Annotated in this window: 25 protein-coding genes; 23 read left to right on the forward strand and 2 right to left on the reverse strand. The window is 58.8% G+C overall.

Translation table 11 applies throughout. The annotated features are described in order from the left end of the window. Positions 1–4 precede the first annotated feature (4 nt). Positions 5–1,780: a B12-binding domain-containing radical SAM protein gene (locus K1W69_RS06110; RefSeq protein ID WP_370688192.1), complete on the reverse strand. Its 1,776-nt coding sequence runs from the start codon at positions 1,778–1,780 to the stop codon at positions 5–7. Positions 1,781–2,013: 233 nt separating this feature from the next. Between K1W69_RS06110 and K1W69_RS06115 the strand changes: the two genes are divergently transcribed. The 11 genes from K1W69_RS06115 (at position 2,014) to rpoC (ending at position 15,718) form a co-directional block, all read left to right on the forward strand. After that, the gene (locus tag K1W69_RS06115; protein WP_220227408.1) at positions 2,014–2,328 is read left to right on the forward strand and encodes an ArsR/SmtB family transcription factor; all 315 of its coding nucleotides are present in this window, start codon (positions 2,014–2,016) and stop codon (positions 2,326–2,328) included. Next, on the forward strand, positions 2,325–2,681 hold the full coding sequence (locus K1W69_RS06120) for an SRPBCC family protein (protein ID WP_220227409.1): 357 nt from the start codon (positions 2,325–2,327) through the stop codon (positions 2,679–2,681). The genes K1W69_RS06115 and K1W69_RS06120 overlap by 4 nt, the downstream gene beginning before the upstream one ends. A 38-nt stretch (positions 2,682–2,719) precedes the next feature. Next, positions 2,720–3,325, forward strand: coding sequence for an ATP-dependent Clp protease proteolytic subunit (locus K1W69_RS06125; protein WP_220227410.1), 606 nt, complete (start codon positions 2,720–2,722; stop codon positions 3,323–3,325). Positions 3,326–3,651: 326 nt separating this feature from the next. Continuing rightward, entirely contained in the window at positions 3,652–3,852 is a 201-nt protein-coding gene (gene secE / locus K1W69_RS06130; protein WP_220227411.1) for a preprotein translocase subunit SecE, read from the forward strand. 25 nt (positions 3,853–3,877) lie between these two features. Beyond that, positions 3,878–4,408: a transcription termination/antitermination protein NusG gene (gene nusG, locus K1W69_RS06135; protein WP_220227412.1), complete on the forward strand. Its 531-nt coding sequence runs from the start codon at positions 3,878–3,880 to the stop codon at positions 4,406–4,408. Positions 4,409–4,585: 177 nt separating this feature from the next. Next, entirely contained in the window at positions 4,586–5,014 is a 429-nt protein-coding gene (gene rplK, locus K1W69_RS06140) for a 50S ribosomal protein L11 (RefSeq protein ID WP_220227413.1), read from the forward strand. A 4-nt stretch (positions 5,015–5,018) separates the two neighbouring features. Then, complete coding sequence (rplA, locus tag K1W69_RS06145; protein ID WP_220227414.1) at positions 5,019–5,717, forward strand: 50S ribosomal protein L1; 699 nt, start codon at positions 5,019–5,021, stop codon at positions 5,715–5,717. Positions 5,718–5,972: 255 nt separating this feature from the next. Next, entirely contained in the window at positions 5,973–6,560 is a 588-nt protein-coding gene (gene rplJ, locus K1W69_RS06150; RefSeq protein WP_220227415.1) for a 50S ribosomal protein L10, read from the forward strand. Positions 6,561–6,615: 55 nt separating this feature from the next. After that, positions 6,616–6,993 (forward strand): 50S ribosomal protein L7/L12, encoded by a 378-nt coding sequence (gene rplL, locus K1W69_RS06155; protein ID WP_220227416.1) that lies wholly within the window; start codon positions 6,616–6,618, stop codon positions 6,991–6,993. Between the two features lie 191 nt (positions 6,994–7,184). Then, positions 7,185–11,330, forward strand: coding sequence for a DNA-directed RNA polymerase subunit beta (rpoB, locus tag K1W69_RS06160; RefSeq protein ID WP_220227417.1), 4,146 nt, complete (start codon positions 7,185–7,187; stop codon positions 11,328–11,330). Between the two features lie 173 nt (positions 11,331–11,503). After that, complete coding sequence (rpoC, locus tag K1W69_RS06165) at positions 11,504–15,718, forward strand: DNA-directed RNA polymerase subunit beta' (RefSeq protein WP_220227418.1); 4,215 nt, start codon at positions 11,504–11,506, stop codon at positions 15,716–15,718. Positions 15,719–15,828: 110 nt separating this feature from the next. Here rpoC and K1W69_RS06170 read toward each other — a convergent pair whose 3' ends face one another. Beyond that, positions 15,829–16,104, reverse strand: coding sequence for a transcriptional regulator (locus tag K1W69_RS06170; protein WP_220227419.1), 276 nt, complete (start codon positions 16,102–16,104; stop codon positions 15,829–15,831). 420 nt (positions 16,105–16,524) lie between these two features. Here K1W69_RS06170 and rpsL point away from each other — a divergent pair, with 420 nt between their 5' ends. The 12 genes from rpsL to rpsC all read left to right on the forward strand — a co-directional run bounded on the left by rpsL (position 16,525) and on the right by rpsC (position 25,190). After that, a complete protein-coding gene (rpsL, locus tag K1W69_RS06175; protein WP_220227420.1) occupies positions 16,525–16,896 on the forward strand; it encodes a 30S ribosomal protein S12 in 372 nt (123 codons plus the stop codon). Positions 16,897–16,942: 46 nt separating this feature from the next. Beyond that, positions 16,943–17,413, forward strand: coding sequence for a 30S ribosomal protein S7 (gene rpsG, locus K1W69_RS06180; RefSeq protein ID WP_220227421.1), 471 nt, complete (start codon positions 16,943–16,945; stop codon positions 17,411–17,413). Between the two features lie 33 nt (positions 17,414–17,446). Continuing rightward, a complete protein-coding gene (fusA, locus tag K1W69_RS06185; protein ID WP_220227422.1) occupies positions 17,447–19,537 on the forward strand; it encodes an elongation factor G in 2,091 nt (696 codons plus the stop codon). A 63-nt stretch (positions 19,538–19,600) separates the two neighbouring features. After that, positions 19,601–20,776 (forward strand): elongation factor Tu, encoded by a 1,176-nt coding sequence (tuf, locus tag K1W69_RS06190; protein ID WP_220227384.1) that lies wholly within the window; start codon positions 19,601–19,603, stop codon positions 20,774–20,776. A gap of 132 nt (positions 20,777–20,908) precedes the next feature. Then, positions 20,909–21,217, forward strand: coding sequence for a 30S ribosomal protein S10 (rpsJ, locus tag K1W69_RS06195; RefSeq protein ID WP_003547547.1), 309 nt, complete (start codon positions 20,909–20,911; stop codon positions 21,215–21,217). Positions 21,218–21,298: 81 nt separating this feature from the next. Further along, positions 21,299–22,024: a 50S ribosomal protein L3 gene (gene rplC / locus K1W69_RS06200; RefSeq protein WP_220227423.1), complete on the forward strand. Its 726-nt coding sequence runs from the start codon at positions 21,299–21,301 to the stop codon at positions 22,022–22,024. After that, entirely contained in the window at positions 22,024–22,644 is a 621-nt protein-coding gene (gene rplD / locus K1W69_RS06205) for a 50S ribosomal protein L4 (protein WP_220227424.1), read from the forward strand. Before rplC ends, rplD begins: the two co-directional genes overlap by 1 nt. Then, positions 22,641–22,934 carry a 50S ribosomal protein L23 gene (locus K1W69_RS06210; protein WP_220227425.1) on the forward strand — a complete coding sequence of 98 codons (294 nt, stop codon included), beginning with the start codon at positions 22,641–22,643 and terminating at the stop codon, positions 22,932–22,934. Before rplD ends, K1W69_RS06210 begins: the two co-directional genes overlap by 4 nt. A gap of 26 nt (positions 22,935–22,960) precedes the next feature. Beyond that, on the forward strand, positions 22,961–23,797 hold the full coding sequence (gene rplB / locus K1W69_RS06215) for a 50S ribosomal protein L2 (protein WP_220227426.1): 837 nt from the start codon (positions 22,961–22,963) through the stop codon (positions 23,795–23,797). A 15-nt stretch (positions 23,798–23,812) separates the two neighbouring features. Continuing rightward, a complete protein-coding gene (rpsS, locus tag K1W69_RS06220; RefSeq protein WP_220227427.1) occupies positions 23,813–24,091 on the forward strand; it encodes a 30S ribosomal protein S19 in 279 nt (92 codons plus the stop codon). Between the two features lie 2 nt (positions 24,092–24,093). Continuing rightward, positions 24,094–24,483 carry a 50S ribosomal protein L22 gene (rplV, locus tag K1W69_RS06225; RefSeq protein ID WP_220227428.1) on the forward strand — a complete coding sequence of 130 codons (390 nt, stop codon included), beginning with the start codon at positions 24,094–24,096 and terminating at the stop codon, positions 24,481–24,483. Then, on the forward strand, positions 24,483–25,190 hold the full coding sequence (gene rpsC / locus K1W69_RS06230) for a 30S ribosomal protein S3 (RefSeq protein ID WP_220227429.1): 708 nt from the start codon (positions 24,483–24,485) through the stop codon (positions 25,188–25,190). The genes rplV and rpsC overlap by 1 nt, the downstream gene beginning before the upstream one ends. Positions 25,191–25,215 lie beyond the last annotated feature (25 nt).

Here is a 25,215-nt window from a genome sequence, read left to right on the forward strand (position 1 = left end):
AGGTTCAGCCGTTTACGGCGCTCACCAGTTCTCTGACCTTCTTGGTGTGCGCAACGGCCTGCTGCGCGCCGCGCGTCTGCGTAAGCAGGTCGAATGAGCTGTCTTCGTCGTCGGTGACTGCGGTCATCGCCTTGTCGGTGTAGTGCGCCGAATTCGGGTCGCGCTTCACGGTTCGAGCCAGCAGCAGTAGATCAATGATCGCGCGAAGGATCCGGCCGTGTTTCACTACCGTCTCGCCGACGTAGCGCGGCCAGAACACGACAGGATGTTCCCGGGGCAGGCCATGCCGACGCTCGTCGGGGTGCTTGAGCCGCAGGACGCCGCTTTGCAGCGGATGAACGCGTTCCAGCGGAACCGTCGTTTTGAAGGTGAAAAGCACCTTGAGCAATCGGAACAGCGGAACGCCCGATCCTGCGGCGCGACGCAGCAATGTCAGCGTGTGTTCCTTCGAATAATAGAGCGACCAGGCCTCCTCGTAGATGGCCTTGAACTCCTCGTTGCTCATCTTCTCATGAGCAGTGCAGACATGCTCGAGATCGTAGATATTGAGATCGGGCTCCATGGCGATGCCCTGGTTCCACAGCTTCTGATGGTCTTCGGAGCCGGGCAGGGGCGTAAGCAGGAAGAATTCGATGATATCGAGCGGCAGTTCCTCCTGGATGATTTCGATATCCCGGCGTATCGATTCCGGTGTGTCGGCAGGAAAACCAAGAATGTATCCGGCCATGGTGATGATGCCCTGATCCTTCCAGGCCAAAAGCATCTTGCGGTATTCGGTAATCTTGTTCTGACGCTTCTTCGCGCTCGCCAGATTGTCCGGGTTGACGTTCTCGAGACCGATGAAAACGCGCGTCATGCCGGCGCGTTTGGCCTTCTCGATAAAGTTCTCGATCTTGTGGCACAAAGTGTCGACCTGGATCATCAATCCGATCGGTATGCCGTCGCGCTCACGCAGCAATATCAGCCTGTCGAAGATCGCTTCCCAGTGTCTGTTCCGGGCGAAGTTGTCGTCCGTGATGAAGAACTTGCTGATGCCCTGTTCCCAGTTGAGACGCACGATCTCTTCTATGTCGTCGGCGGAACGGAATCGCGACTTGCGTCCCTGCACGTTGATGATCGTGCAGAAGGAACACTGGTAGGGGCAGCCGCGGCCGGCGTCGAAACTTGTGCTGAGCCCCAGCGTACGCTTGACGTTGACCTTTGGCAGAATGGGCACTGGCGTTTCATTGAGGCCAGGCAGGTCGTTCATGAAATTGTAGACTGGCTGGAGCTTGTTCGCGGCTGCGTCGATCAGCACCTGGTCCAATCGGCCTTCCGCTTCGCCGGCGAACATGGCGACGCCGAGCTCGCGGCAGGCGTCCAGTTCGATGGCCTTTCCGTCCAGCATCGCCAGGCAACCGGAAATATGGAATCCGCCCATCGCTACCGGAACGCCGGCGTCTCTAAACGGCCGCGCGATATCAAGGGCGCGCGGATACTGGTTCGACTGAACGCCGACAAGGGCGACCATCCCGAAATTATCGTTCTGGCGCAGTGTCTTCAGCAACGATTTGGTTTTGACGCGCGTATTGGTTTCGTCGATGATGGTAATGTCAATGTCGACGTCTTCGCCGAGGACACGACGCTCCGCGCAATCGGCCGCTATGCCGTAAACCGCAGCGAGAGAATTGGACGGAATCATTGCGCGCCACCAGCGAATGACGTAGCCGTCATCGTCATAGTGTGATGGTTTGATCAGGATAAGCTGGAAGCGGCGTTTGGCTTGTTTGGGGTCTGCCAAGTAAATGTCCCTGTATTCGGATTTCGCGGACATCGTATGTCGAGCGATGCAAAGTTGCCCAACACTATATTCGTTTCCGCCAAAAATATCGACCGTCAATTCCGCAGAATTTTGACAGTCGCGGTTCTCCTCGAACAATTGCGCGTGAATTCGACAAAGCAACGACGAAGAAAATTGCGACGTCGCCATGTAGACGAGTTGCGAATCAGATAAGTGCATGCTTATATGTTTTCATGATCGAGAACGACATCTTCAAAGCGCTGGCTGATCCGACGCGCCGCGCAATATTTGAAAAACTGGCGAATGGAAGCATGAACGCCAGCGCGCTGCGGGAAGGAATCGATATAAGCCAGCCCGCCATGTCCCAACACCTGTCGGTCTTGCGCAATGCAAGTCTCGTCCGGGAAGAACGGCAGGGACGCTTCGTCAACTATGAAGTCAATCCGGACGGACTGGCGCAGATCGCCGGTTGGCTTGCCAAATACCGCGCTTATTGGCCGGCGCGCATCGACGCGCTCAAGGCTTTGTTGAAGGAAATGGATCAATGAAGCATTCGAAGCAAACGCCGCAGAACGAATTGGTTTTCGAGTATTCCCTCGATGCTCCGCCAGAAAAGGTTTGGCGCGCGATCTCTCTCCAAGAATACCGCGCCGAATGGCTGCCGAACTGCGATCTTGATGAGACGCAGCCGATGGCCGAGACGCCCGGCGAGGAAATAATCTTCCGGATGCGCGAAGATGGTCCGCCGTCCGCTTCAAGCACGGTCACGTTTCAGATCAGGTCCGATGTCCGGGGCGGAACGCGTTTGAGGATCATTCATAAGGCGCCGGAAGCAAGGGCAGGGCGCAAGCCGCCCGTGGCAGCCAATTGCAATGGCGGATGTCTGTTGCGGGCTGCATGATCGTGAAGGCGCCGCGTGACAGGATACAGGAGAAAGTGATGAGCGGAGCAACGCAATTCGTTCCCGTGGTCGTGGAGCAATCCAGTCGCGGAGATCGCTCTTTCGATATCTATTCGAGGCTACTGCGCGAGCGCATCGTGTTCCTCAACGGTGAGGTCAATGACGCGATATCGGCTCTGGTGTGCGCCCAGTTGCTGTTGCTTGAGGCCGAGAATCCGAAAAAGCCCATCAACCTCTATATCAATTCGCCGGGCGGCGTGGTGACCAGCGGTTTCGCGATCTACGACACGATGCAGTTCATCCAGGCGCCGGTCCACACATTATGCATGGGAACGGCCCGCTCGATGGGATCCTTCCTTCTGATGGCCGGAGAACCGGGACACCGCATGGCGCTGCCCAACGCCAGTCTTCATGTTCACCAGCCTTTGGGCGGATTTCAGGGACAGGCGTCGGATATCCTGATCCACGCCGAAGACATCCGGAATACGAAACAGCGTATAACGAGACTCTATGCGGCGCATTGCGGTCGGACCTATGAGGAGGTGGAGCGCACGCTCGATCGCGATCATTTCATGGCGCCGGATGAAGCATTGGCGTGGGGCTTGATAGACGGCGTGCTCGCCCGGCGCGCTGCGGCCGCTTGAAATTCTTGCCTGAATCCCCATATCGCTCACGATCTACGCCGTGCGTAGAGCAATTGCGGCGTCGAACGGATCACGGGGTCGTGAAAACATGGCGGCGGCCCTCTTTGCCTTGGGAAGTTTTACTGGTATAGGATTTCTCGACATCGAAGGTGAGAGTGCAACTGGCGCCGGTCTCGATTTGACTTGGACGTGGGATTATTTTATTGCAATAATTCCAGATAGGCTCTTGTGGATTTTCGAATCGACGATTATTAAGAGTGGAAACAGACACGCGGCGCGTGGGACTGACGGGTCCTTTTTACGCGCCGTAAACGCGTGAGCGGCACATGGCATCAAAAACCAACCCCTTTACGTTTCTGCAGCAGGTACGCTCCGAAACGTCAAAAGTGACGTGGCCTTCGAGGCGGGAGACCATGATCTCGACGATCATGGTGCTCATCATGGTGTTTCTTGCTGCTTTGTTTTTCTTTGTGGCGGATCAGGCTCTCGGCTTTGTTGTGGGCTGGATTCTGAATGTCGGCGGTTGATACGGGCGCGAGGCGGGAGAAGGTAATGGCAGCGCGCTGGTATATCGTGCACGCTTATTCGAATTTTGAGAAAAAGGTCGCTGAATCCATTGAGGAGCAGGCGAAGGCCAAGGGGTTGGATCATCTGTTCGAGAAGATCCTGGTGCCGACTGAAAAGGTCGTGGAAGTGCGGCGCGGCCGCAAGGTTGACTCCGAGCGCAAGTTCTTCCCGGGCTATGTCATGGTTCGCGCGGATTTGACGGATGACGCTTATCATCTGATCAAGAACACGCCGAAAGTGACCGGTTTTCTTGGTTCGGACAACAAGCCGGTGCCGATCCCCGATTCCGAGGCCGAGCGTATTCTGACGCAAGTCCAGGAAGGCGTCGATCGGCCGAAGCCGTCGATCTCCTTCGAAATCGGTGAGCAGATCCGCGTCGCAGACGGACCGTTCGCGTCCTTCTCGGGAACGGTGCAGGAAGTCGATGAAGAGCGTTCGCGCCTCAAGGTGGAGGTATCCATCTTCGGTCGGGCGACGCCGGTCGAACTGGAATACGGTCAGGTCGAAAAGGTCTGATCGCTACGGCGGCGCAAGCCGCCTCGCGCGTGGAAGGAAGACTGGCCAAGCCAGCCAGTTCGACCGCACCACGCAACCGCAGCCGCCGGGAAACCGGCAATCGGACAGGGTCGGGGCTCCGACGCCGGTCCTCAATCATGACGGGCCTCGGTCGGTCAACAATAGGCAGAGAGTAGCATGGCTAAAAAAGTTGCAGGTCAGCTGAAGCTGCAGGTGCCGGCAGGCGCGGCGAACCCGTCGCCGCCGATCGGACCGGCGCTTGGTCAGCGCGGCATCAATATCATGGAATTCTGCAAGGCGTTCAACGCCGCCACGCAGGAAATGGAAAAGAGCATTCCGATTCCGTGCATCATTACCTACTACCAGGACAAGTCCTTCACCTTCACGATGAAGCAGCCTCCTGTCAGCTATTTCCTCAAGAAGGAAGCAAAGCTGAAGTCCGGATCGAGCGAGCCTGGCCGCAAGGTCGCAGGCAGCATCACCCGCGACAAGGTCCGTAGCATCGCCGAAGCGAAGATGAAGGATCTGAACGCGGCCGATATCGAAGGCGCAATGGCCATGGTTGAGGGCTCCGCCCGCTCCATGGGGCTGGAAGTCAAGGGTTGAGACGATGGCCAAATTAGCAAAACGCACGAAGAGTGTTCGCGAAGGTATTGATAATACGCGCCTTTATGACCTCACCGAAGCCGTATCGATGGTCAAGGAGCGGGCGACCGCGAAATTCGATGAAACCATCGACGTAGCAATGAATCTGGGTGTTGATCCGCGCCACGCCGACCAGATGGTCCGTGGCGTCGTCAGTCTGCCGCATGGCACCGGTCGTTCTGTACGGGTCGCCGTGTTTGCGCGCGACGCGAAGGCGGAAGAAGCCAGGGAAGCCGGCGCTGATATCGTTGGAGCGGAAGAACTGGTCGAGGCCGTTCAGGGCGGTCAGATCAATTTCGATCGCTGCATTGCGACGCCGGACATGATGCCGCTCGTCGGTCGCCTCGGCAAGGTGCTGGGTCCGCGCGGCCTTATGCCCAATCCGAAGGTTGGCACGGTGACGATGGACGTGAAGGCGGCTGTCGGGGCCTCCAAGGGCGGCGCCGTGGAGTTTCGCGTCGAGAAGGCCGGCATCGTCCATGCGGGCGTTGGCAAGGCGTCTTTCGACGCCAAGGCGATTGAGGAAAATATCCGCGCATTCGCCGACGCCGTGATCAAGGCGAAGCCGACAGGCGCAAAGGGCAGCTATCTCAAGCGCATCGCCCTGTCGTCGACAATGGGTACAGGCGTGAAGGTCGATCCGTCGACAATCGGATCCGCCTGAGTTTGAAAGAGTTTCGCGCCGGTTTCGGCCGGCGCAAAAGTTTCGGCCTTCGGGCCGAAAATCCGGACTTCGGTCCGGAATTCCTGTCCGAGATTGCAGGTGGTTCTCCTTAATCACTTGGCCTGCATGAGACGGGTAAGAACAGAAATTTCGGGCCTGGCGCCCGGTATTCGGTTCGAACCTTCTTTGCCTTGTGCCTGGATTTCGGTCCGGTTCGAGGGGACAGGATCCTCAAGCGTCGCTTGCGGGTCGCAAATGGCTCCGGGCGGCAAGGCAAAACCCGACAGGTTTCGAATAGTCGAACCTGTCAACTGGAGAGTGGCAGTGGAAAGAGCGGAAAAACGCGAATTCGTCACGACGCTGAACGAAGTCTTCAAGACATCGGGCTCTGTGGTCGTGGCCCACTATACCGGTCTGTCGGTCGCGCAAATGAACGATCTTCGTTCAAAGATGCGTGACGCGGGCGGCACGGTAAAGGTCGCGAAGAATCGCCTGGCCAAAATTGCTCTTCAGGGCACGGAGTCGGAAAAGATGACAGATCTTTTCCAGGGACAGACGGTCATCGCCTACAGCGAAGACCCGATCACAGCTCCGAAAGTCGCCGTCGAGTTCGCCAAGAGCAACGAGAAGCTCGTTGTTCTGGGTGGCGCGATGGGGGCAACCGTTCTCGACGAAGGCGGCGTGAAGGCACTTGCCTCGCTTCCGTCCATCGACGAGCTGCGTGCGAAGATTGTCGGCATGATCAACACGCCGGCCACGCGCATCGCACAGGTTGTCAGTGCGCCTGCGGGTCAGCTCGCACGCGTCATGAACGCTTATGCCCAGAAGAACGAAGCCGCCTAGGCGGACCTTCGCTGTAATACAAACCAGTTCGAACCGAACCTAAGGAAACTGAAAAATGGCTGATCTTGCCAAGATTGTAGAAGACCTCTCGAACCTTACAGTCCTGGAAGCTGCAGAGCTTTCGAAGATGCTCGAAGAGCATTGGGGCGTTTCTGCTGCGGCGCCGGTAGCGGTTGCTGCGGCTGCAGGCGGCGCCGGCGAAGCCGCTGCTGCTGAAGAAAAGGACGAATTTGACGTTGTTCTCACCGAAGCAGGTGACAAGAAGATCAACGTGATCAAGGAAGTCCGTGCGATCACCGGCCTTGGACTGAAGGAAGCCAAGGATCTGGTCGAAAGCGCGCCGAAGCCTGTAAAGGAAGGCGTTGCCAAGGCGGAAGCCGAGGAAATCAAGAAGAAGCTCGAAGAAGCAGGCGCTAAAGTCGAGCTTAAATAACGGTTTTTCCGTTTCGACGCGGAGCGGGTTTTCCTGTTCCGCGTCGCTTCAGGAAAGCCCTGAACTGATTACCCAAGAGCCTCAAAATGGGCTCTTGGGTAATGGGTTCTCAAAGACCCGTTTTTTGCGAAGCCCCCTGGCCAGCGGCTTCGTCCGGTGCAGGCCCGAATGCAAGATACGAAGGAGCTCCGATGGCTCAGACCCTTTCGTTTAATGGTCGCAGGCGCGTACGTAAGTTTTTTGGTAAAATACCTGAAGTCGCAGAAATGCCGAACCTCATCGAGGTTCAGAAGGCGTCCTACGACCAGTTTCTCATGGTTGACGAGCCCGAAGGCGGTCGACCGGACGAGGGGCTGCAGGCTGTCTTCAAGTCCGTATTCCCGATCTCGGACTTTTCCGGCGCATCCATGCTGGAATTTGTCTCTTACGAATTCGAACCGCCGAAGTTCGACGTTGAAGAGTGCCGTCAGCGCGATCTGACCTTCGCAGCGCCGCTGAAAGTCACGCTGCGCCTGATCGTTTTCGATATCGACGAGGAAACCGGCGCGAAGTCCATCAAGGACATCAAGGAACAGAACGTCTACATGGGCGACATGCCGCTCATGACCGACAATGGCACCTTTATCGTCAATGGCACGGAACGCGTCATTGTCTCGCAGATGCACCGTTCGCCCGGCGTCTTCTTCGACCATGACAAGGGCAAGAGCCATTCTTCGGGCAAGCTGTTGTTCGCCGCTCGCGTCATTCCCTATCGCGGTTCGTGGCTCGACATCGAGTTCGACGCCAAGGACATCGTGCATGCGCGTATCGACCGACGCCGCAAGATTCCGGCGACCTCGCTGCTGATGGCGCTTGGCATGGATGGCGAGGACATTCTCGACACCTTCTACAATCACTCCGTCTACACACGAGAAGGCGATGGATGGCGTATTCCCTTCCAGCCCGATGCGCTGAAAGGCAACAAGACCATCACTGAACTTGTTGACGCTGACAGCGGCGAAGTTGTGGCGGAAGCGGGCAAGAAACTCACGCCGCGCTTCCTGAAGCAGTTGACCGAGAAGGGCGTCAAGGCGCTTCGCGCCACCGACGAGGACCTTTACGGCAACTATCTGGCAACCGATCTTGTCAACCTGGAAACCGGCGAGATCTATCTCGAGGCCGGCGACGAGATCGACGAGAAGACGCTGCCTGTCGCAATCGAGGCCGGTTTCACAGAACTTCCGATCCTCGACATCGACCATGTCAATGTCGGCGCATACATCCGCAACACGCTTTCCGCAGACAAGAACGAAGACCGCCAGGACGCGCTCTTCGATATCTACCGCGTGATGCGCCCGGGCGAGCCGCCCACAATGGAATCGGCGGAAGCGATGTTCACGTCGCTGTTCTTCGATCCGGAGCGTTACGACCTGTCTTCGGTCGGTCGCGTCAAGATGAACATGCGCCTCGATCTGGACGCTGACGACACCGTTCGCGTGCTGCGCAAGGAGGATATCCTTGCCGTGGTCAAGACGCTTGTCGAACTGCGTGACGGCAAGGGCGAGATCGACGACATCGACAATCTCGGCAATCGCCGCGTGCGTTCGGTCGGCGAACTGATGGAGAACCAGTACCGTCTGGGTCTCTTGCGCATGGAACGCGCCATCAAGGAACGCATGTCGTCCATCGAGATCGACACCGTGATGCCGCAGGACCTGATCAACGCCAAGCCGGCGGCCGCCGCCGTGCGCGAGTTCTTCGGTTCCTCGCAGTTGTCGCAGTTCATGGACCAGGTCAATCCGCTCTCGGAGATTACGCACAAGCGTCGCCTTTCGGCGCTTGGACCGGGTGGTCTGACGCGTGAACGCGCGGGCTTTGAGGTTCGCGACGTGCATCCGACGCATTACGGCCGCATCTGTCCGATCGAAACGCCGGAAGGTCCGAATATCGGACTGATCAACTCGCTCGCGACCTTTGCCCGCGTCAACAAATACGGTTTCATCGAAAGTCCCTACCGCCGGATTTCCGACGGCAAGGTGACCAATGAAGTGCTGTATCTGTCGGCCATGGAAGAGGCCAAGTACCATGTCGCTCAGGCCAACGCTGTTCTCACGGAAGACGGATCGTTCGCTGACGAGTTCGTCGTCTGCCGCCATGCGGGAGACGTGATGCTTGCTCCGCGTGAAACGATCGACCTGATGGACGTTTCGCCGAAGCAGGTGGTCTCTGTCGCCGCCGCCCTGATCCCGTTCCTGGAAAACGACGACGCCAACCGCGCTCTCATGGGTTCGAACATGCAGCGTCAGGCCGTGCCGCTTGTGCGCGCCGAAGCGCCGTTCGTGGGAACCGGCATGGAGCCGATCGTGGCGCGCGATTCCGGTGCGGCCATTGCCGCGCACCGGACCGGTGTTGTCGATCAGGTGGACGCAACGCGTGTCGTTATCCGGGCGACCGAGGAACTCGATCCTTCCAAGTCCGGCGTCGACATCTACACGCTGCAGAAGTTCCAGCGTTCGAACCAGAACACCTGCATCAACCAGCGTCCGCTGGTCAATGTGGGCGACCGGATCGAGAAGGGCGACATCATCGCTGACGGTCCGTCGACGGATCTGGGCGATCTTGCGCTCGGCCGCAACGTGCTCGTCGCGTTCATGCCCTGGAACGGCTACAACTACGAGGACTCGATCCTTCTGTCCGAGCGCATTGTGCGTGATGACGTCTTTACGTCGATCCACATCGACGAATTCGAAGTCATGGCGCGCGACACCAAGCTTGGACCGGAAGAGATCACCCGTGACATTCCGAACGTGTCTGAAGAGGCTCTGAAGAACCTTGACGAGGCAGGCATCGTCTACATCGGCGCAGAAGTCGCTCCGGGCGACATCCTGGTCGGCAAGATTACGCCGAAGGGCGAAAGCCCGATGACGCCGGAAGAGAAGCTGCTTCGCGCGATCTTCGGTGAAAAGGCTTCCGATGTTCGCGACACGTCGATGCGGATGCCGCCCGGCACCTTCGGCACGGTCGTCGAAGTGCGCGTCTTCAACCGCCATGGCGTGGAAAAGGACGAGCGCGCGATGGCGATCGAGCGCGAGGAAATCGAGCGTCTCGCAAAAGACCGCGACGACGAACAGGCGATCCTCGACCGCAACGTCTACGGACGTCTCTCCGACATGCTGGAAGGCAAGACGGCTGTCGCCGGACCGAAGGGTTTCAAGAAGGGTGGAGCGCTCGACGCAGAAACCATTCAGGAGTATCCGCGTTCGCAATGGTGGATGTTCGCCGTCGACGACGAAAAACTCCAGGGCGAGATCGAAAGCCTGCGCACCCAGTACGATGAATCCAAGAAGCGGCTGGAACAGCGCTTCATGGACAAGGTCGAGAAGGTCCAGCGCGGAGACGAGATGCCGCCCGGCGTCATGAAGATGGTCAAGGTGTTCGTCGCCGTCAAACGCAAGGTACAGCCTGGCGACAAGATGGCCGGACGTCACGGCAACAAGGGTGTGATCTCGCGCATCGTTCCGATCGAGGACATGCCGTTCCTCGAAGACGGCACGCATGTCGATATCGTTCTGAACCCGCTCGGCGTGCCATCGCGCATGAATGTCGGACAGATCCTTGAAACCCATCTGGGCTGGGCTTGCGCCGGCATGGGCAACAAGATCGGCAAGTTGCTCGAAGGCTACAAGGAAGGCGGCGATATCAAGCCGCTGCGCGACACGATGGAAGACGTGATGGGCGCCGGTCCGAAGGCCGAGCCGATCAAGGACTATGACGACGATTCCATCGTCAGGCTGGCCGAACAGACAAAGCGCGGCGTGTCGATTGCCACTCCGGTCTTCGACGGCGCCGTCGAAATGGACGTCAACGAGATGCTCGCAAGCGCCGGGTTCAAGGAATCCGGCCAGTCGACGCTCTATGACGGCCGCACGGGCGAACAGTTCGACCGTCAGGTCACGGTCGGCTACATCTACATGTTGAAGCTGAACCACCTGGTGGACGACAAGATCCACGCCCGTTCCATTGGTCCGTACTCGCTCGTCACCCAGCAGCCGCTGGGCGGCAAGGCGCAGTTCGGCGGCCAGCGCTTCGGTGAAATGGAGGTATGGGCGCTTGAAGCCTACGGCGCCGCCTATACCTTGCAGGAAATGTTGACGGTCAAGTCCGACGACGTGGCCGGACGCACCAAGGTCTATGAGGCGATCGTTCGCGGCGACGATACGTTCGAAGCCGGCATTCCGGAGAGCTTTAACGTTCTCGTCAAGGAAATGCGGTCTCTGGGTCTCAACGTGGAGCTGGAAAACACCCGCGTCGAGACGGAAGACCAGGACGCCGAGAGGCTGCCCGACGCGGCTGAATAATGATGAAACGGCGCGCGTGGAGGCAAACGCGCGCCGGTTCTGGCCATTGCGGATCCACCAGCCGCAAAATGGCCATAACGAGAGACAGGATTTATACAGGCGTCCTGACACCGATTCCGGAACCAGCCGGACATGACGCCAAACAGGGGTAGAACCCCGCGAAGGAGACAGGCATGAACCACGAGGTCATGAACCTTTTCAACTCCCAGGCTCCGGTCCAGACGTTCGATTCCATCCGGATTTCGATCGCGTCTCCGGAAAAAATTCTTTCGTGGTCCTACGGCGAGATCAAGAAGCCGGAAACCATCAACTACCGTACGTTCAAGCCGGAACGCGACGGACTGTTCTGCGCGCGCATCTTCGGGCCGATCAAGGACTACGAATGTCTTTGCGGCAAGTACAAGCGCATGAAATACAAGGGCATCATCTGCGAAAAGTGCGGCGTTGAAGTCACTCTGTCGCGCGTTCGCCGCGAGCGCATGGGCCATATAGAACTTGCCGCCCCGGTCGCGCATATCTGGTTCCTGAAGTCCCTGCCGAGTCGCATCGGAACGCTGCTCGACATGACGCTGAAGGATATCGAACGCGTTCTGTATTTCGAAAACTACATCGTCACCGAGCCGGGCCTCACGTCTCTCAGCGAGAACCAGCTTCTGTCGGAAGAAGAGTTCATGATCGCCGTCGACGAGTTCGGCGAAGACGCTTTCACGGCGATGATCGGCGCGGAAGCCATCTACGAACTGCTGGCCGGCATGGATCTTGACAAGATCGCCGTTGATCTGCGCGACGAACTGGCTGCGACGAGTTCGGAACTGAAGACCAAGAAGCTGATGAAGCGGCTGAAGCTGGTCGAGAACTTCATTGAATCCGGCAACCGGCCGGAATGGATGATCATGAAGGTCATCCCGGTTATTCCGCCGGACCTGCGTCCGCTGGTTCCGCTCGACGGCGGCCGTTTCGCGACCTCCGACCTCAACGACCTCTATCGTCGCGTCATCAACCGTAACAACCGCCTGAAGCGGTTGATCGAACTGCGCGCGCCCGGCATCATCATCCGCAACGAGAAGCGGATGCTGCAGGAGTCCGTTGACGCTCTGTTCGACAACGGTCGTCGGGGCAGGGTGATAACCGGCGCCAACAAGCGTCCGCTGAAATCGCTCTCCGACATGCTTAAGGGCAAGCAAGGTCGTTTCCGTCAGAACCTGCTCGGCAAGCGCGTCGACTATTCCGGCCGTTCCGTGATCGTGACCGGTCCGGAGCTCAAGCTGCACCAGTGCGGCCTGCCGAAAAAGATGGCGCTGGAGCTCTTCAAGCCGTTCATCTATGCGCGGCTTGACGCCAAGGGCTATTCGTCCACCGTCAAGCAGGCCAAGAAGCTGGTCGAGAAGGAAAAACCGGAAGTCTGGGATATCCTCGACGAGGTCATCCGCGAGCATCCGGTGCTCCTGAACCGTGCGCCGACGCTGCACAGGCTGGGCATCCAGGCCTTCGAGCCGACGCTGGTCGAAGGCAAGGCGATCCAGTTGCATCCGCTGGTCTGTACCGCTTTCAACGCCGACTTTGACGGCGACCAGATGGCCGTGCATGTCCCGCTGTCGCTCGAAGCGCAGCTCGAAGCCCGCGTTCTGATGATGTCGACGAACAACATCCTGCATCCGGCCAATGGCGCGCCGATCATCGTGCCGTCCCAGGATATGGTCCTCGGTCTCTTCTATCTTTCAATCATGAACGAGAACGAGCCAGGCGAGGGCATGATCTTCGCCGATATGGGCGAGTTGCATCACGCCCTGGAAAACAAGGTCGTCACGCTGCACTCAAAGATCAAGGGCCGCTTCAAGACGGTCGACGAGGAAGGCAATCCGGTTTCCGCGATTCACGAGACGACGCCTGGCCGCATGATCATCGGCGAACTTCTGCCGAAGAACTTCAAGGTGCCTTTCGATACCTGCAACCAGGAAATGACCAAGAAGAACATCTCCAGGATGATCGACACGGTCTATCGCCATTGCGGTCAGAAAGAGACGGTCATTTTCTGTGACCGGATCATGCAGCTTGGCTTCGGCCACGCCTGCCGCGCCGGTATTTCCTTCGGCAAGGACGACATGGTCATTCCGGCCGCCAAGGCGCAAATCGTCAACGACACCGAAATACTCGTCAAGGAATACGAGCAGCAGTACAATGACGGCCTGATCACCCAGGGCGAAAAGTACAACAAGGTCGTGGACGCCTGGGGCAAGGCCACCGAGAAGGTCGCGGAAGAAATGATGGCCCGTATCAAGGCTGTCGAATTCGACGACAATGGTCGCCAGAAGCCGATGAATTCAGTCTACATGATGAGCCATTCGGGCGCGCGTGGTTCTCCGAACCAGATGCGTCAGCTCGGCGGCATGCGCGGCCTCATGGCCAAGCCGTCCGGCGAAATCATCGAAACGCCGATCACGTCGAACTTCAAGGAAGGCCTGACGGTCAACGAGTACTTCAACTCCACGCACGGCGCCCGCAAGGGACTGGCGGACACGGCGCTGAAGACTGCGAACTCGGGTTACCTGACCCGTCGTCTCGTCGACGTGGCGCAGGATTGCATCGTCACACAGGTCGATTGCGGCACGGACAAGGGTTTGACGATGACCGCCATCGTCGACGCCGGCCAGGTGGTCGCCTCCATCGGCCAGCGTATCCTCGGCCGCACGGCGCTGCACGATATCACGCATCCGCAGACCGGCGACGTTCTCGTCGCCTCCGGCAAGATGATCGAAGAACCGGATGTGGTTGCAATCGAAGCCGCCAATATCCAGTCGGTCCAGATCCGCTCGGCCCTTACCTGTGAGATGCAGAATGGCATCTGCGCCACCTGCTACGGTCGCGACCTGGCGCGCGGAACGCCGGTCAATATCGGCGAGGCCGTCGGCGTTATCGCCGCACAGTCGATCGGCGAACCTGGCACGCAGCTCACCATGCGGACCTTCCACCTGGGCGGCACGGCCACGGTTGTGGACCAGTCCTTCCTGGAAGCCTCGTACGAGGGCAAGGTCAGGATCAAGAACCGGAACGTCCTTCGCAATTCCGAAGGCAATCTGGTCGCCATGGGCCGCAGCATGTCGGTCCAGATCCTCGACGAGCAGGATGTCGAAAGGTCGTCGCAGCGCGTCGCCTACGGTTCGCGCCTCTTTGTCGACGACGGCGATGTGGTCAAGCGCGGCCAGCGCCTTGCCGAGTGGGACCCGTATACGCGTCCGATGATGACGGAAGTCGCCGGCGTGGTTGAATTCGAGGACGTCGTCGATGGCGTGTCCGTAACCGAATCGGCCGACGAAACGACCGGCATCACCAAGCGTCAGGTCATTGACTGGCGCTCGACGCCGCGCGGCGTCGATCTGAAGCCCGCGATCGTCATCAAGGACAAGAATGGCAAGATCCTCAAGCTTGCCCGTGGCGGTGAAGCGCGCTTCATGTTGTCGGTGGACGCAATTCTGTCGGTCGAGCCCGGCCAGAAGGTGTCGGAGGGCGACGTCCTTGCCCGTGTTCCGATGGAAAGCGCCAAGACCAAGGACATCACCGGTGGTCTGCCGCGAGTCGCCGAGCTGTTCGAGGCCCGTCGCCCGAAGGATCACGCCATCATTGCCGAGATCGACGGAACGATCCGTTTCGGACGTGACTACAAGAACAAGCGCCGCATAATGATCGAGCCGTCGGAAGATGGCGTCGAGCCTGCGGAATATCTCATCCCCAAGGGCAAGCCGTTCCATCTCCAGGACGGCGACCCGATCGAAAAGGGCGAGTATATTCTGGATGGCAATCCTGCGCCGCACGACATTCTTGCGATCAAGGGCGTCGAGGCTCTGGCCTCCTATCTCGTCAACGAGATCCAGGAAGTCTACCGGCTTCAGGGCGTTCTCATCAACGACAAGCATATCGAGGTCATCGTTCGGCAGATGCTGCAGAAGATCGAGATCACGGACTCGGGCGATTCCGCCTACATCGTTGGCGACAATGTCGACCGGATCGAACTGGAGCTGGCCAACGAACGCCTCGAGGAAGAAGGCAAGAAGCCTGCCTTCGGCGATCCTGTGCTGCTTGGCATAACCAAGGCTTCGCTGCAGACGCCGTCTTTCATCTCCGCGGCTTCTTTCCAGGAAACCACGAAGGTTCTGACCGAGGCAGCCGTCGCCGGCAAGATGGACGCCCTTCAGGGTCTGAAGGAAAACGTCATTGTCGGCCGCCTGATCCCGGCGGGCACCGGAGGCGCGATGAATCAGATCCGCCGCGTGGCAAGTTCGCGCGACGAACTTATTCTCGAGGAACGCAAGAAGGAATCCGGCTCGGAAGAAGCTCTGCCGATGCTGACCGGAGTTTCCGGAGATATGGCCGAGGCGCCGGCGAGCGAATAGCTTCTCCGCAACGCCTTTGTGAAACTGAAAGAACCCGGCTCCTGCGAGCCGGGTTCTTCATTTTTGGGCTGATTCGGATGAAATGGTTTTGGGCTCAAGCAGTTTCATCGTCAAAAGGTGACGATAGAAACTTCCCCTTCCACGGCGCCCTGATAGGCCGAGGCGTACGGTTCGTCGTCCGGCATGCCTTCCATAACGCCGATCTGATCAAGTTCGGCTTCCACGTAGCCCTCGCTCGCCATTGCGTTGAGGGTTTCGCGCACGGCGGTGTCGTCGTCCGGCGCCGAAAGGATAATATGGACGTCGATCGGGTCTTCGTCCTTGTCCCGGAAAGCCTTGCCGATGATGATGAACACGATCGGCTCGTCTCCGTCCTCCGCCTGCATGTTGCTGCTCCGTTGTCGCCCTGTTGATTCGGCTCTTTCTGCCTGTTTCTGTCGCGAGGCACAAGAGAGGGGGTGGTTTGTCCTGGAATAATGCCGCGAACCCTCCGCGACGCCGCCAAACGCCGAATTAGTTTCACAATAATTCGGTTCCGGTCTTGACGATGTCCAAGCCAATCAGTATGTACGCGCCACCAGAGCTGATGTGGAGCTTGCTGGTTCGGGATGACTCGTCCTGAAGTTCGCTCCAGACACGGTTCAAACTGCACGTTGATACAAAATGCTGCAAGCACGACACGGATTCCGTGTCCTCTGCATTTTTTGGGCAAGCCGCCAATGGCGGGTTTGCCCGTTTGCGCATGGGTATGCATGCACGGAAAACGCCCGCAAGGGCAACATGAAGAATTATATGAGGAAGGTTGAATGCCAACCGTAAACCAGTTGATTCGCAAACCGCGCCAGGTGCCGGTCAAGCGTAACAAGGTTCCTGCACTGGACGCCAACCCGCAGAAACGCGGCGTTTGCACCCGTGTTTACACAACGACTCCGAAGAAGCCGAACTCGGCGCTTCGCAAGGTAGCCAAAATCCGCCTTACCAACGGCTTTGAAGTTATCGGATACATTCCGGGCGAGGGGCACAACCTACAGGAACACTCCGTTGTGATGATCCGCGGCGGCCGCGTGAAGGACCTTCCCGGCGTTCGCTATCACATCATCCGCGGTGTTCTCGACACCCAGGGTGTCAAGGACCGCAAGCAGCGCCGTTCCAAGTATGGCGCGAAGCGTCCGAAGTAAGACAATCATTTTGCTGGTCATCCAGCGATAGTTGAGAGACGAGACCATGTCCCGACGTCACAGAGCAGAAAAACGTGAGATCAACCCGGATCCGAAATTCGGCGATCTCGTCATCACCAAGTTCATGAACGCCATCATGCTCGACGGCAAGAAGTCCGTAGCTGAAGGCATCGTGTACGGTGCATTCGACATCATCGAAGACAAGACCAAGCAGGAGCCGGTCGGCACGTTCCACGCTGCTCTCGACAATGTCGCTCCTCAGGTCGAGGTTCGTTCGCGCCGCGTTGGCGGCGCCACTTACCAGGTTCCGGTGGATGTTCGTCCGGAGCGTCGTCAGGCGCTCGCGATCCGTTGGCTGATCAGCGCCGCGCGCAATCGCAACGAGACAACCATGATCGAGCGCCTTTCCGGCGAACTCATGGATGCAGCGAACAATCGCGGCAACGCCGTCAAGAAGCGCGAAGACACGCACAAGATGGCCGACGCCAACCGCGCGTTCTCGCATTACCGCTGGTAAATTTTACGAATTTACGCATCGAAAGGCACTGAAATGGCCCGCGAATACAAAATCGAAGACTACCGGAATTTCGGTATCATGGCGCACATCGACGCCGGCAAGACGACGACGACCGAACGTATCCTGTACTACACCGGAAAGTCCCACAAGATCGGCGAAGTTCATGACGGCGCCGCCACAATGGACTGGATGGAGCAGGAGCAGGAGCGCGGCATCACGATCACGTCCGCTGCTACCACGACCTTCTGGAAGGGTCGCGACGGCGCGATGCGTCGCTTCAACATCATCGACACGCCCGGACACGTTGACTTCACGATTGAAGTCGAGCGTTCGCTTCGCGTGCTCGACGGCGCCGTTGCGCTTCTCGACGCCAACGCCGGCGTTGAGCCGCAGACGGAGACCGTTTGGCGTCAGGCTGACAAGTATCACGTCCCGCGGATGATCTTCTGCAACAAGATGGACAAGATCGGCGCGGATTTCTACCGCTCCGTCGATATGGTGAAGAGCCGTCTTGGCGCGATCCCGGTAGTCATGCAGCTGCCGATTGGCGCTGAAAGCGACTTCAAGGGCGTGGTTGATCTTATCGAGATGAACGCTCTGGTATGGCGCGACGAGTCGCTCGGCGCGCAGTGGGACATCGTAGAAATTCCGGCTGATCTCAAAGACCGGGCTGAGGAATATCGCGAAAAGCTCATCGAAACCGTCGTCGAAATCGACGAGGCTGCGATGGAAGCTTATCTCGAAGGCGACATGCCCTCCAACGACCAGATCCGAGCGCTTGTGCGTCAGGGTACGATCAACGTCGACTTCTTCCCGATGTTCTGCGGCAGCGCCTTCAAGAACAAGGGCGTGCAGCCTCTGCTCGACGCTGTCGTCGAATACCTGCCGAGCCCGATCGACATTCCGGCCATCAAGGGCATCGACGCCAAGACCGAAGCCGAGATCAAGCGCGTTGCGTCGGATGACGAGCCGCTGTCCATGCTCGCCTTCAAGGTCATGAACGACCCGTTCGTCGGTTCGCTAACTTTCGCGCGCATCTATTCGGGCGTGATCGAAAAGGGCTCGTCCGTGATGAACACGGTCAAGGAAAAGCGCGAGCGCGTCGGCCGCATGCTGCAGATGCACTCCAACAGCCGTGAAGACATCGACGTCGCCTATGCCGGTGATATTGTTGCTCTCGCCGGTCTGAAGGAAACCACCACGGGTGACACGCTTTGCGATCCGCTGAAGCCCGTCATCCTCGAGCGCATGGAGTTCCCGGATCCTGTGATCCAGATCGCCATCGAGCCGAAGACCAAGGGCGATCAGGAAAAGATGGGCATTGCGCTCAACCGACTGGCTGCCGAAGACCCGTCCTTCCGCGTGAAATCGGACGAAGAATCCGGTCAGACGATCATCGCAGGCATGGGCGAGCTTCACCTCGACATCCTGGTTGACCGCATGAAGCGCGAATTCAAGGTTGAGGCCAATGTCGGCGCGCCGCAGGTGGCTTATCGTGAAACGATCACCCGCGAAGCCGAGATCGACTACACGCACAAGAAGCAGTCCGGTGGTTCCGGTCAGTTCGCTCGCGTCAAGATCATTTTCGAGCCGAACACCGAGAGCGAAGAGTTCGAATTCGTTTCCAAGATCGTTGGCGGTAACGTTCCGAAGGAATACATCCCCGGCGTTCAGAAGGGTATCGAAAGCGTTCTGTCTTCCGGTCCGCTCGCGGGCTTCCCGATGCTCGGCGTGAAGGCAACGCTCATTGACGGCGCCTACCATGACGTCGACTCCTCGGTGCTCGCTTTCGAAATCGCGTCGCGCGCGGCCTTCCGTGAAGGCGCCAAGAAAGCCGGCGCTCAGCTGCTCGAACCGATCATGAAGGTCGAGGTGGTTACGCCTGAGGATTACGTCGGCGATGTGATCGGCGACCTGAATTCCCGGCGCGGCCAGATACAGGGGCAAGAATCGCGCGGCATCGCCGTCGTGATCAACGCTCATGTGCCGCTGGCGAACATGTTCAAATACGTGGACAACCTGCGTTCCATGTCCCAGGGACGCGCGCAGTACTCCATGCAGTTTGATCACTACGCTGCGGTGCCGTCGAACGTCGCACAGGAAATTCAGGAAAAATATGCCTGACAAGGGCTGAACTGAACAACAGAAATAAAAGCCCTTTCGGGCGAGGAAATACGGAGAGCCAAGATGGCGAAAGGTAAGTTTGAACGCAACAAGCCGCATGTGAACATCGGCACGATCGGTCACGTTGACCACGGCAAGACGTCTCTTACGGCAGCGATCACGAAGTACTTCGGCGATTTCAAGGCCTATGACGAGATTGACGGCGCTCCTGAAGAGCGTGCGCGCGGCATCACGATCTCGACGGCGCACGTCGAGTATGAGACGGATGCGCGCCACTATGCGCACGTGGACTGCCCCGGCCACGCCGACTACGTGAAGAACATGATCACGGGCGCTGCGCAGATGGACGGCGCGATCCTGGTTGTTTCGGCGGCCGACGGTCCGATGCCGCAGACGCGCGAGCACATCCTGCTTGCCCGCCAGGTTGGCGTTCCTGCGATCGTTGTGTTCCTGAACAAGGTCGACCAGGTTGACGACGAGGAGCTCCTCGAGCTCGTCGAGATGGAAGTGCGCGAGCTTCTGGACTCCTACGAGTTCCCGGGCGACGAAGTTCCGATCGTGAAGGGTTCGGCGCTTGCTGCGCTTGAAGACTCCAACAAGGAAATCGGCGAAGACGCTGTTCGCGCGCTGATGAAGGAAGTCGACGCCTACATTCCGACGCCTGAGCGTCCGGTTGACCTGCCGTTCCTGATGCCGATCGAGGACGTGTTCTCGATTTCGGGCCGCGGCACGGTTGTGACGGGTCGCGTGGAGCGCGGCATCATCAATGTCGGGGACGAGATCGAGATTGTCGGCATCCGCGACACGAAGAAGACGACCTGCACGGGCGTCGAGATGTTCCGCAAGCTTCTTGACCAGGGTCAGGCCGGCGACAACATCGGGGCGCTGCTTCGCGGCGTCGAGCGTGAAGGCGTTGAGCGCGGTCAGGTTCTCTGCAAGCCCGGCACGGTTACGCCGCACACGAAGTTCAAGGCGGAAGCCTACATCCTGACGAAGGAAGAGGGCGGTCGTCATACGCCGTTCTTCACGAACTACCGTCCGCAGTTCTACTTCCGCACGACGGACGTGACGGGTGTTGTGACGCTTCCCGAAGGCACGGAAATGGTTATGCCCGGCGACAACGTTACGGTTGACGTTGAACTGATCGTTCCGATCGCAATGGAAGAGAAGCTCCGCTTCGCCATCCGCGAAGGCGGCCGCACCGTCGGCGCCGGCATCGTCGCGAGCATCACGGAGTAGTTCCGCTGGAATTCAAGGTGCGCCGCCGCAAAGCGGCGCGTCTTTATTGATGCGGATTGTTCCGCAACGAAACGAACGAGAACGGGCCGGACAACAAGGGTCCGGTTGTTTTGAAACTGAGGATTAAGTCGAATGAACGGCCAGAACATCCGTATCCGCCTGAAGGCGTTTGATCATCGGATTCTCGATGCGTCGACACGCGAAATCGTATCGACGGCCAAACGCACCGGCGCGAGTGTGCGTGGACCGGTTCCGCTGCCTACGAGAATTGAAAAATTCACGGTCAACCGCTCGCCCCATATCGACAAGAAAAGTCGCGAGCAGTTCGAGATGCGGACCCACAAACGGCTTCTCGATATCGTCGACCCGACGCCCCAGACGGTGGATGCCCTTATGAAGCTCGATCTGGCTGCAGGCGTAGACGTGGAAATCAAGCTCTAAAGAGCAGTTTCTGGGGCCGGTTGCGAAAAACCCTCGTGGAACTCGCGCAAGACCGGACCCAAAATGGACAAGGATGAACCAATGCGTTCAGGAGTTATAGCACAGAAGGTTGGGATGACCCGCGTCTACAATGACGCCGGGGAGCACGTTCCGGTGACTGTTCTGCGTTTGAAGAACTGTCAGGTTGTCGCCCAGCGCACTGAGGAAAAGAATGGCTACACGGCTGTCCAGTTGGGCGCCGGCATGGCCAAGCCGAAAAACACGACGAAGCCGATGCGCGGCCACTTCGCCGCCGCCAAGGTTGAGCCGAAGGCAAAGCTCGCGGAATTCCGCGTGTCAACCGACAACATGCTTGAGATCGGTTCCGAACTGACCGCCGAACACTTCGTTCCCGGTCAGAAGGTCGATGTCACCGGCACGTCCGTTGGTAAGGGTTTCGCCGGCGCCATGAAGCGGCACAACTTCGGCGGCCTGCGCGCAACGCACGGCGTGTCGGTTTCGCACCGTTCGCATGGTTCGACCGGTCAGTGCCAGGACCCGGGCAAGGTCTTCAAAGGCAAGAAAATGGCCGGTCACATGGGCAGCACCCGCGTGACGACCCAGAATTTGGAAGTTGTCTCGACCGATAGCGATCGCGGCCTCATCCTGATCAAGGGCGCTGTTCCGGGTTCTAAGGGATCCTGGATCCTTGTTCGCGACGCCACCAAGATCGCCGTTCCCGACGACGCGCCGCGCCCGGCCGGTTTGCGTGCGGCAGCCGCTGCGGAAGCAGCGCCGGCTGAACAGAGTGCTGAGGGAGCCGAATAATGGACATCAAGGTAACAACCCTCGAAGGCAAGGACGCAGGCAAGGTATCGCTGTCCGATACCGTTTTCGGTCTCGAGCCGCGCGACGACATTCTGCAGCGCATGGTTCGCTGGCAGCTTGCGCGCAAGCAGCAGGGCACTCACAAGACCAAGGGCCGATCGGAGATTTCCCGCACTGGCGCCAAGATGTACCGTCAGAAGGGCACGGGCCGCGCTCGTCACTCTTCTGCTCGTGCGCCGCAGTTTCGTGGCGGCGGCAAGGCGCATGGCCCGGTTGTTCGCGATCATTCGATCGGCTTGCCGAAGAAGGTTCGCGCTCTGGCTCTGCGTCACGCTCTATCCGTCAAGGCGAAAGCCGATGAAATCATTGTCATCGACGACCTCGCCGCCAAGGAAGCCAAGACAAAGACGCTGTCCGGATCGCTCGAGAAGCTCGGCGTTTCCAACGCTCTGTTCATTGGCGGCGCCGAACTGGACAACAACTTCGCTCTGGCGGCCCGCAACATTCCGAATGTGGATGTGCTGCCTGTGCAGGGCATCAACGTTTACGACATTTTGCGCCGGAGCAAGCTTGTCCTGAGCAAGTCTGCCGTCGAAGCGCTTGAGGAGCGGTTCAAATGACTGATCTTCGTCACTACGACGTTATCACCTCGCCGGTGATTACAGAAAAATCGACCCTGATCTCCGACCAGAACCAGGTCGTGTTCAATGTCGCGCGCACCGCTACCAAGCCGCAGATCAAGGCGGCTGTCGAGGCGCTGTTCGGCGTCAAGGTCAAGGCGGTCAACACGCACGTTCGCAAAGGCAAGGTGAAGCGTTTCCGCGGAACCATTGGCCGGCAGAGCGACGTCAAGAAGGCTATCGTGACACTGGTCGACGGCGAGTCCGTCGACGTCACGACCGGTCTTTGACGGCAGGACCAGAGGATTAAGAGACTATGGCACTGAAATCATTCAAGCCGACCACGCCAAGCCAGCGTCAGCTGGTGATCGTCGATCGCTCGGGTCTGTACAAGGGCAAGCCGGTCAAGCATCTGACCGAGGGTCTGTCTTCCAAGGGCGGCCGCAACAATACCGGTCGCATGACCGTTCGCCATCGCGGCGGCGGACACAAGCGGACCTATCGCCTGATCGACTTCAAGCGTCGCAAGTTCGATGTCCAGGGCACGATCGAACGCCTGGAATACGACCCGAACCGGACCGCGTTCATTGCTCTCGTCAACTATGACGATGGCGAGCAGGCCTACATCCTGGCGCCTCAGCGGCTCGCCGTGGGCGACAAGGTCGTCTCGTCCGAATCGGCCGTTGACGTGAAACCTGGCAACGCCATGCCGCTGCAGTCCATGCCGGTTGGCACGATTGTGCACAATGTCGAGATGAAGCCAGCCAAGGGCGGTCAGATTGCTCGCTCTGCAGGCGCCTATGTGCAGCTGGTCGGTCGCGACCAGGGCATGGCGATCCTCAGGCTGAATTCCGGCGAGCAGCGTCTCGTACCGGGCAGCTGCCTGGCGACTGTCGGCGCTGTGTCCAATCCGGACAACGCAAACCGCAATGACGGCAAGGCTGGTCGTACGCGCTGGCTCGGCAAGCGTCCGCACGTTCGCGGCGTTGTCATGAACCCGGTCGATCACCCGCATGGCGGTGGTGAAGGTCGCACGTCCGGCGGTCGCCACCCGGTCACCCCGTGGGGCAAGCCGACCAAGGGCAAGCGTACCCGGTCGAACAAGCAGACCGACAAGTTCATCATGCGCTCGCGTCATCAGCGCAAGAAGTAAGAGAGGAAGTCTCACGTGGCTCGTTCAGTTTGGAAAGGTCCGTTCGTTGACGGCTATCTTCTCAAGAAAGCCGAGAAGGTGCGCGAAAGCGGCCGCAATGAAGTAATCAAGACGTGGAGCCGTCGCACCACGATCCTGCCGCAGTTCGTTGGTCTGACCTTCGGCGTCTACAATGGCAGCAAGCATGTGCCGGTGTCCGTGTCGGAAGACATGGTCGGCCACAAGCTCGGTGAATTTTCCCCGACGCGGACCTATTACGGTCATGGCGCGGACAAGAAAGCGAAGAGGAAGTAACAATGGGCAAGGCCAAGGCCGAGCGCCGATTGAAGGACAATGAGGCGAAAGCGGTTGCACGCACGATTCGCGTCAGCCCGCAGAAACTCAATCTCGTTGCTGCCATGATCCGCGGCAAAAAGGTTGATCGTGCGCTCGCCGATCTCGAGTTTTCGCGCAAGCGGATCTCCGAGACCGTGAAAAAGACACTGGAATCGGCGATCGCCAATGCCGAGAACAATCATGATCTCGACGTTGATTCTCTGATCGTATCGGAGGCCTATGTCGGCAAGTCGATCGTCATGAAGCGTTTCCACGCACGTGGTCGCGGACGGGCGTCGCGGATTGAAAAGCCGTTCTCGCACCTGACCATCGTTGTGCGCGAAGTTGAAGAAACCGGGGAGGCCGCATAATGGGCCAGAAGATCAATCCAGTAGGCTTTCGCCTTGGCATCAACCGGACGTGGGATTCCCGCTGGTTCGCCGAGAAGGGCGAATACGGCGCGCTGCTTCAGGAGGATCTGAAGATCCGCGAATACCTGAACAAGGAGCTGAAGCAGGCTGCGATCTCGAAGATCGTTATTGAGCGTCCGCACAAGAAGTGCCGCATCTCTATCCATTCGGCCCGTCCCGGTCTGATCATTGGCAAGAAGGGCGCGGACATCGAGAAGCTGCGTCGCAAGCTGTCGGTCATGACCAATGCGGAAACGCACCTCAACATTGTTGAAGTGCGCAAGCCGGAAATCGACGCCAACCTGGTTGCGCAGTCGATTGCACAGCAGCTCGAGCGCCGCGTTGCGTTCCGTCGCGCCATGAAGCGCGCGGTGCAGTCGGCCATGCGTCTCGGCGCTGAAGGCATCCGCATTACCTGCGGCGGTCGACTCGGCGGCGCCGAAATCGCTCGTACCGAGTGGTATCGTGAAGGCCGCGTTCCGCTTCACACGCTGCGCGCCGATATCGACTACGGCACAGCCGAAGCCCACACCGCCTACGGCGTATGCGGCATCAAGGTCTGGATCTTCAAGGGAGAAATCCTGGAACATGATCCCATGGCTTCGGAGCGCCGCGCCACCGATAGCGACAACCAGGGCAGCAGTAATCGCCGCCGCGAAAACGCCTGATTGCGCGCGCGGCAGGCCAAGTTCG

This window comes from Flavimaribacter sediminis (assembly GCF_019492055.1).
GTDB classification, from domain to species: domain Bacteria; phylum Pseudomonadota; class Alphaproteobacteria; order Rhizobiales; family Rhizobiaceae; genus Flavimaribacter; species Flavimaribacter sediminis.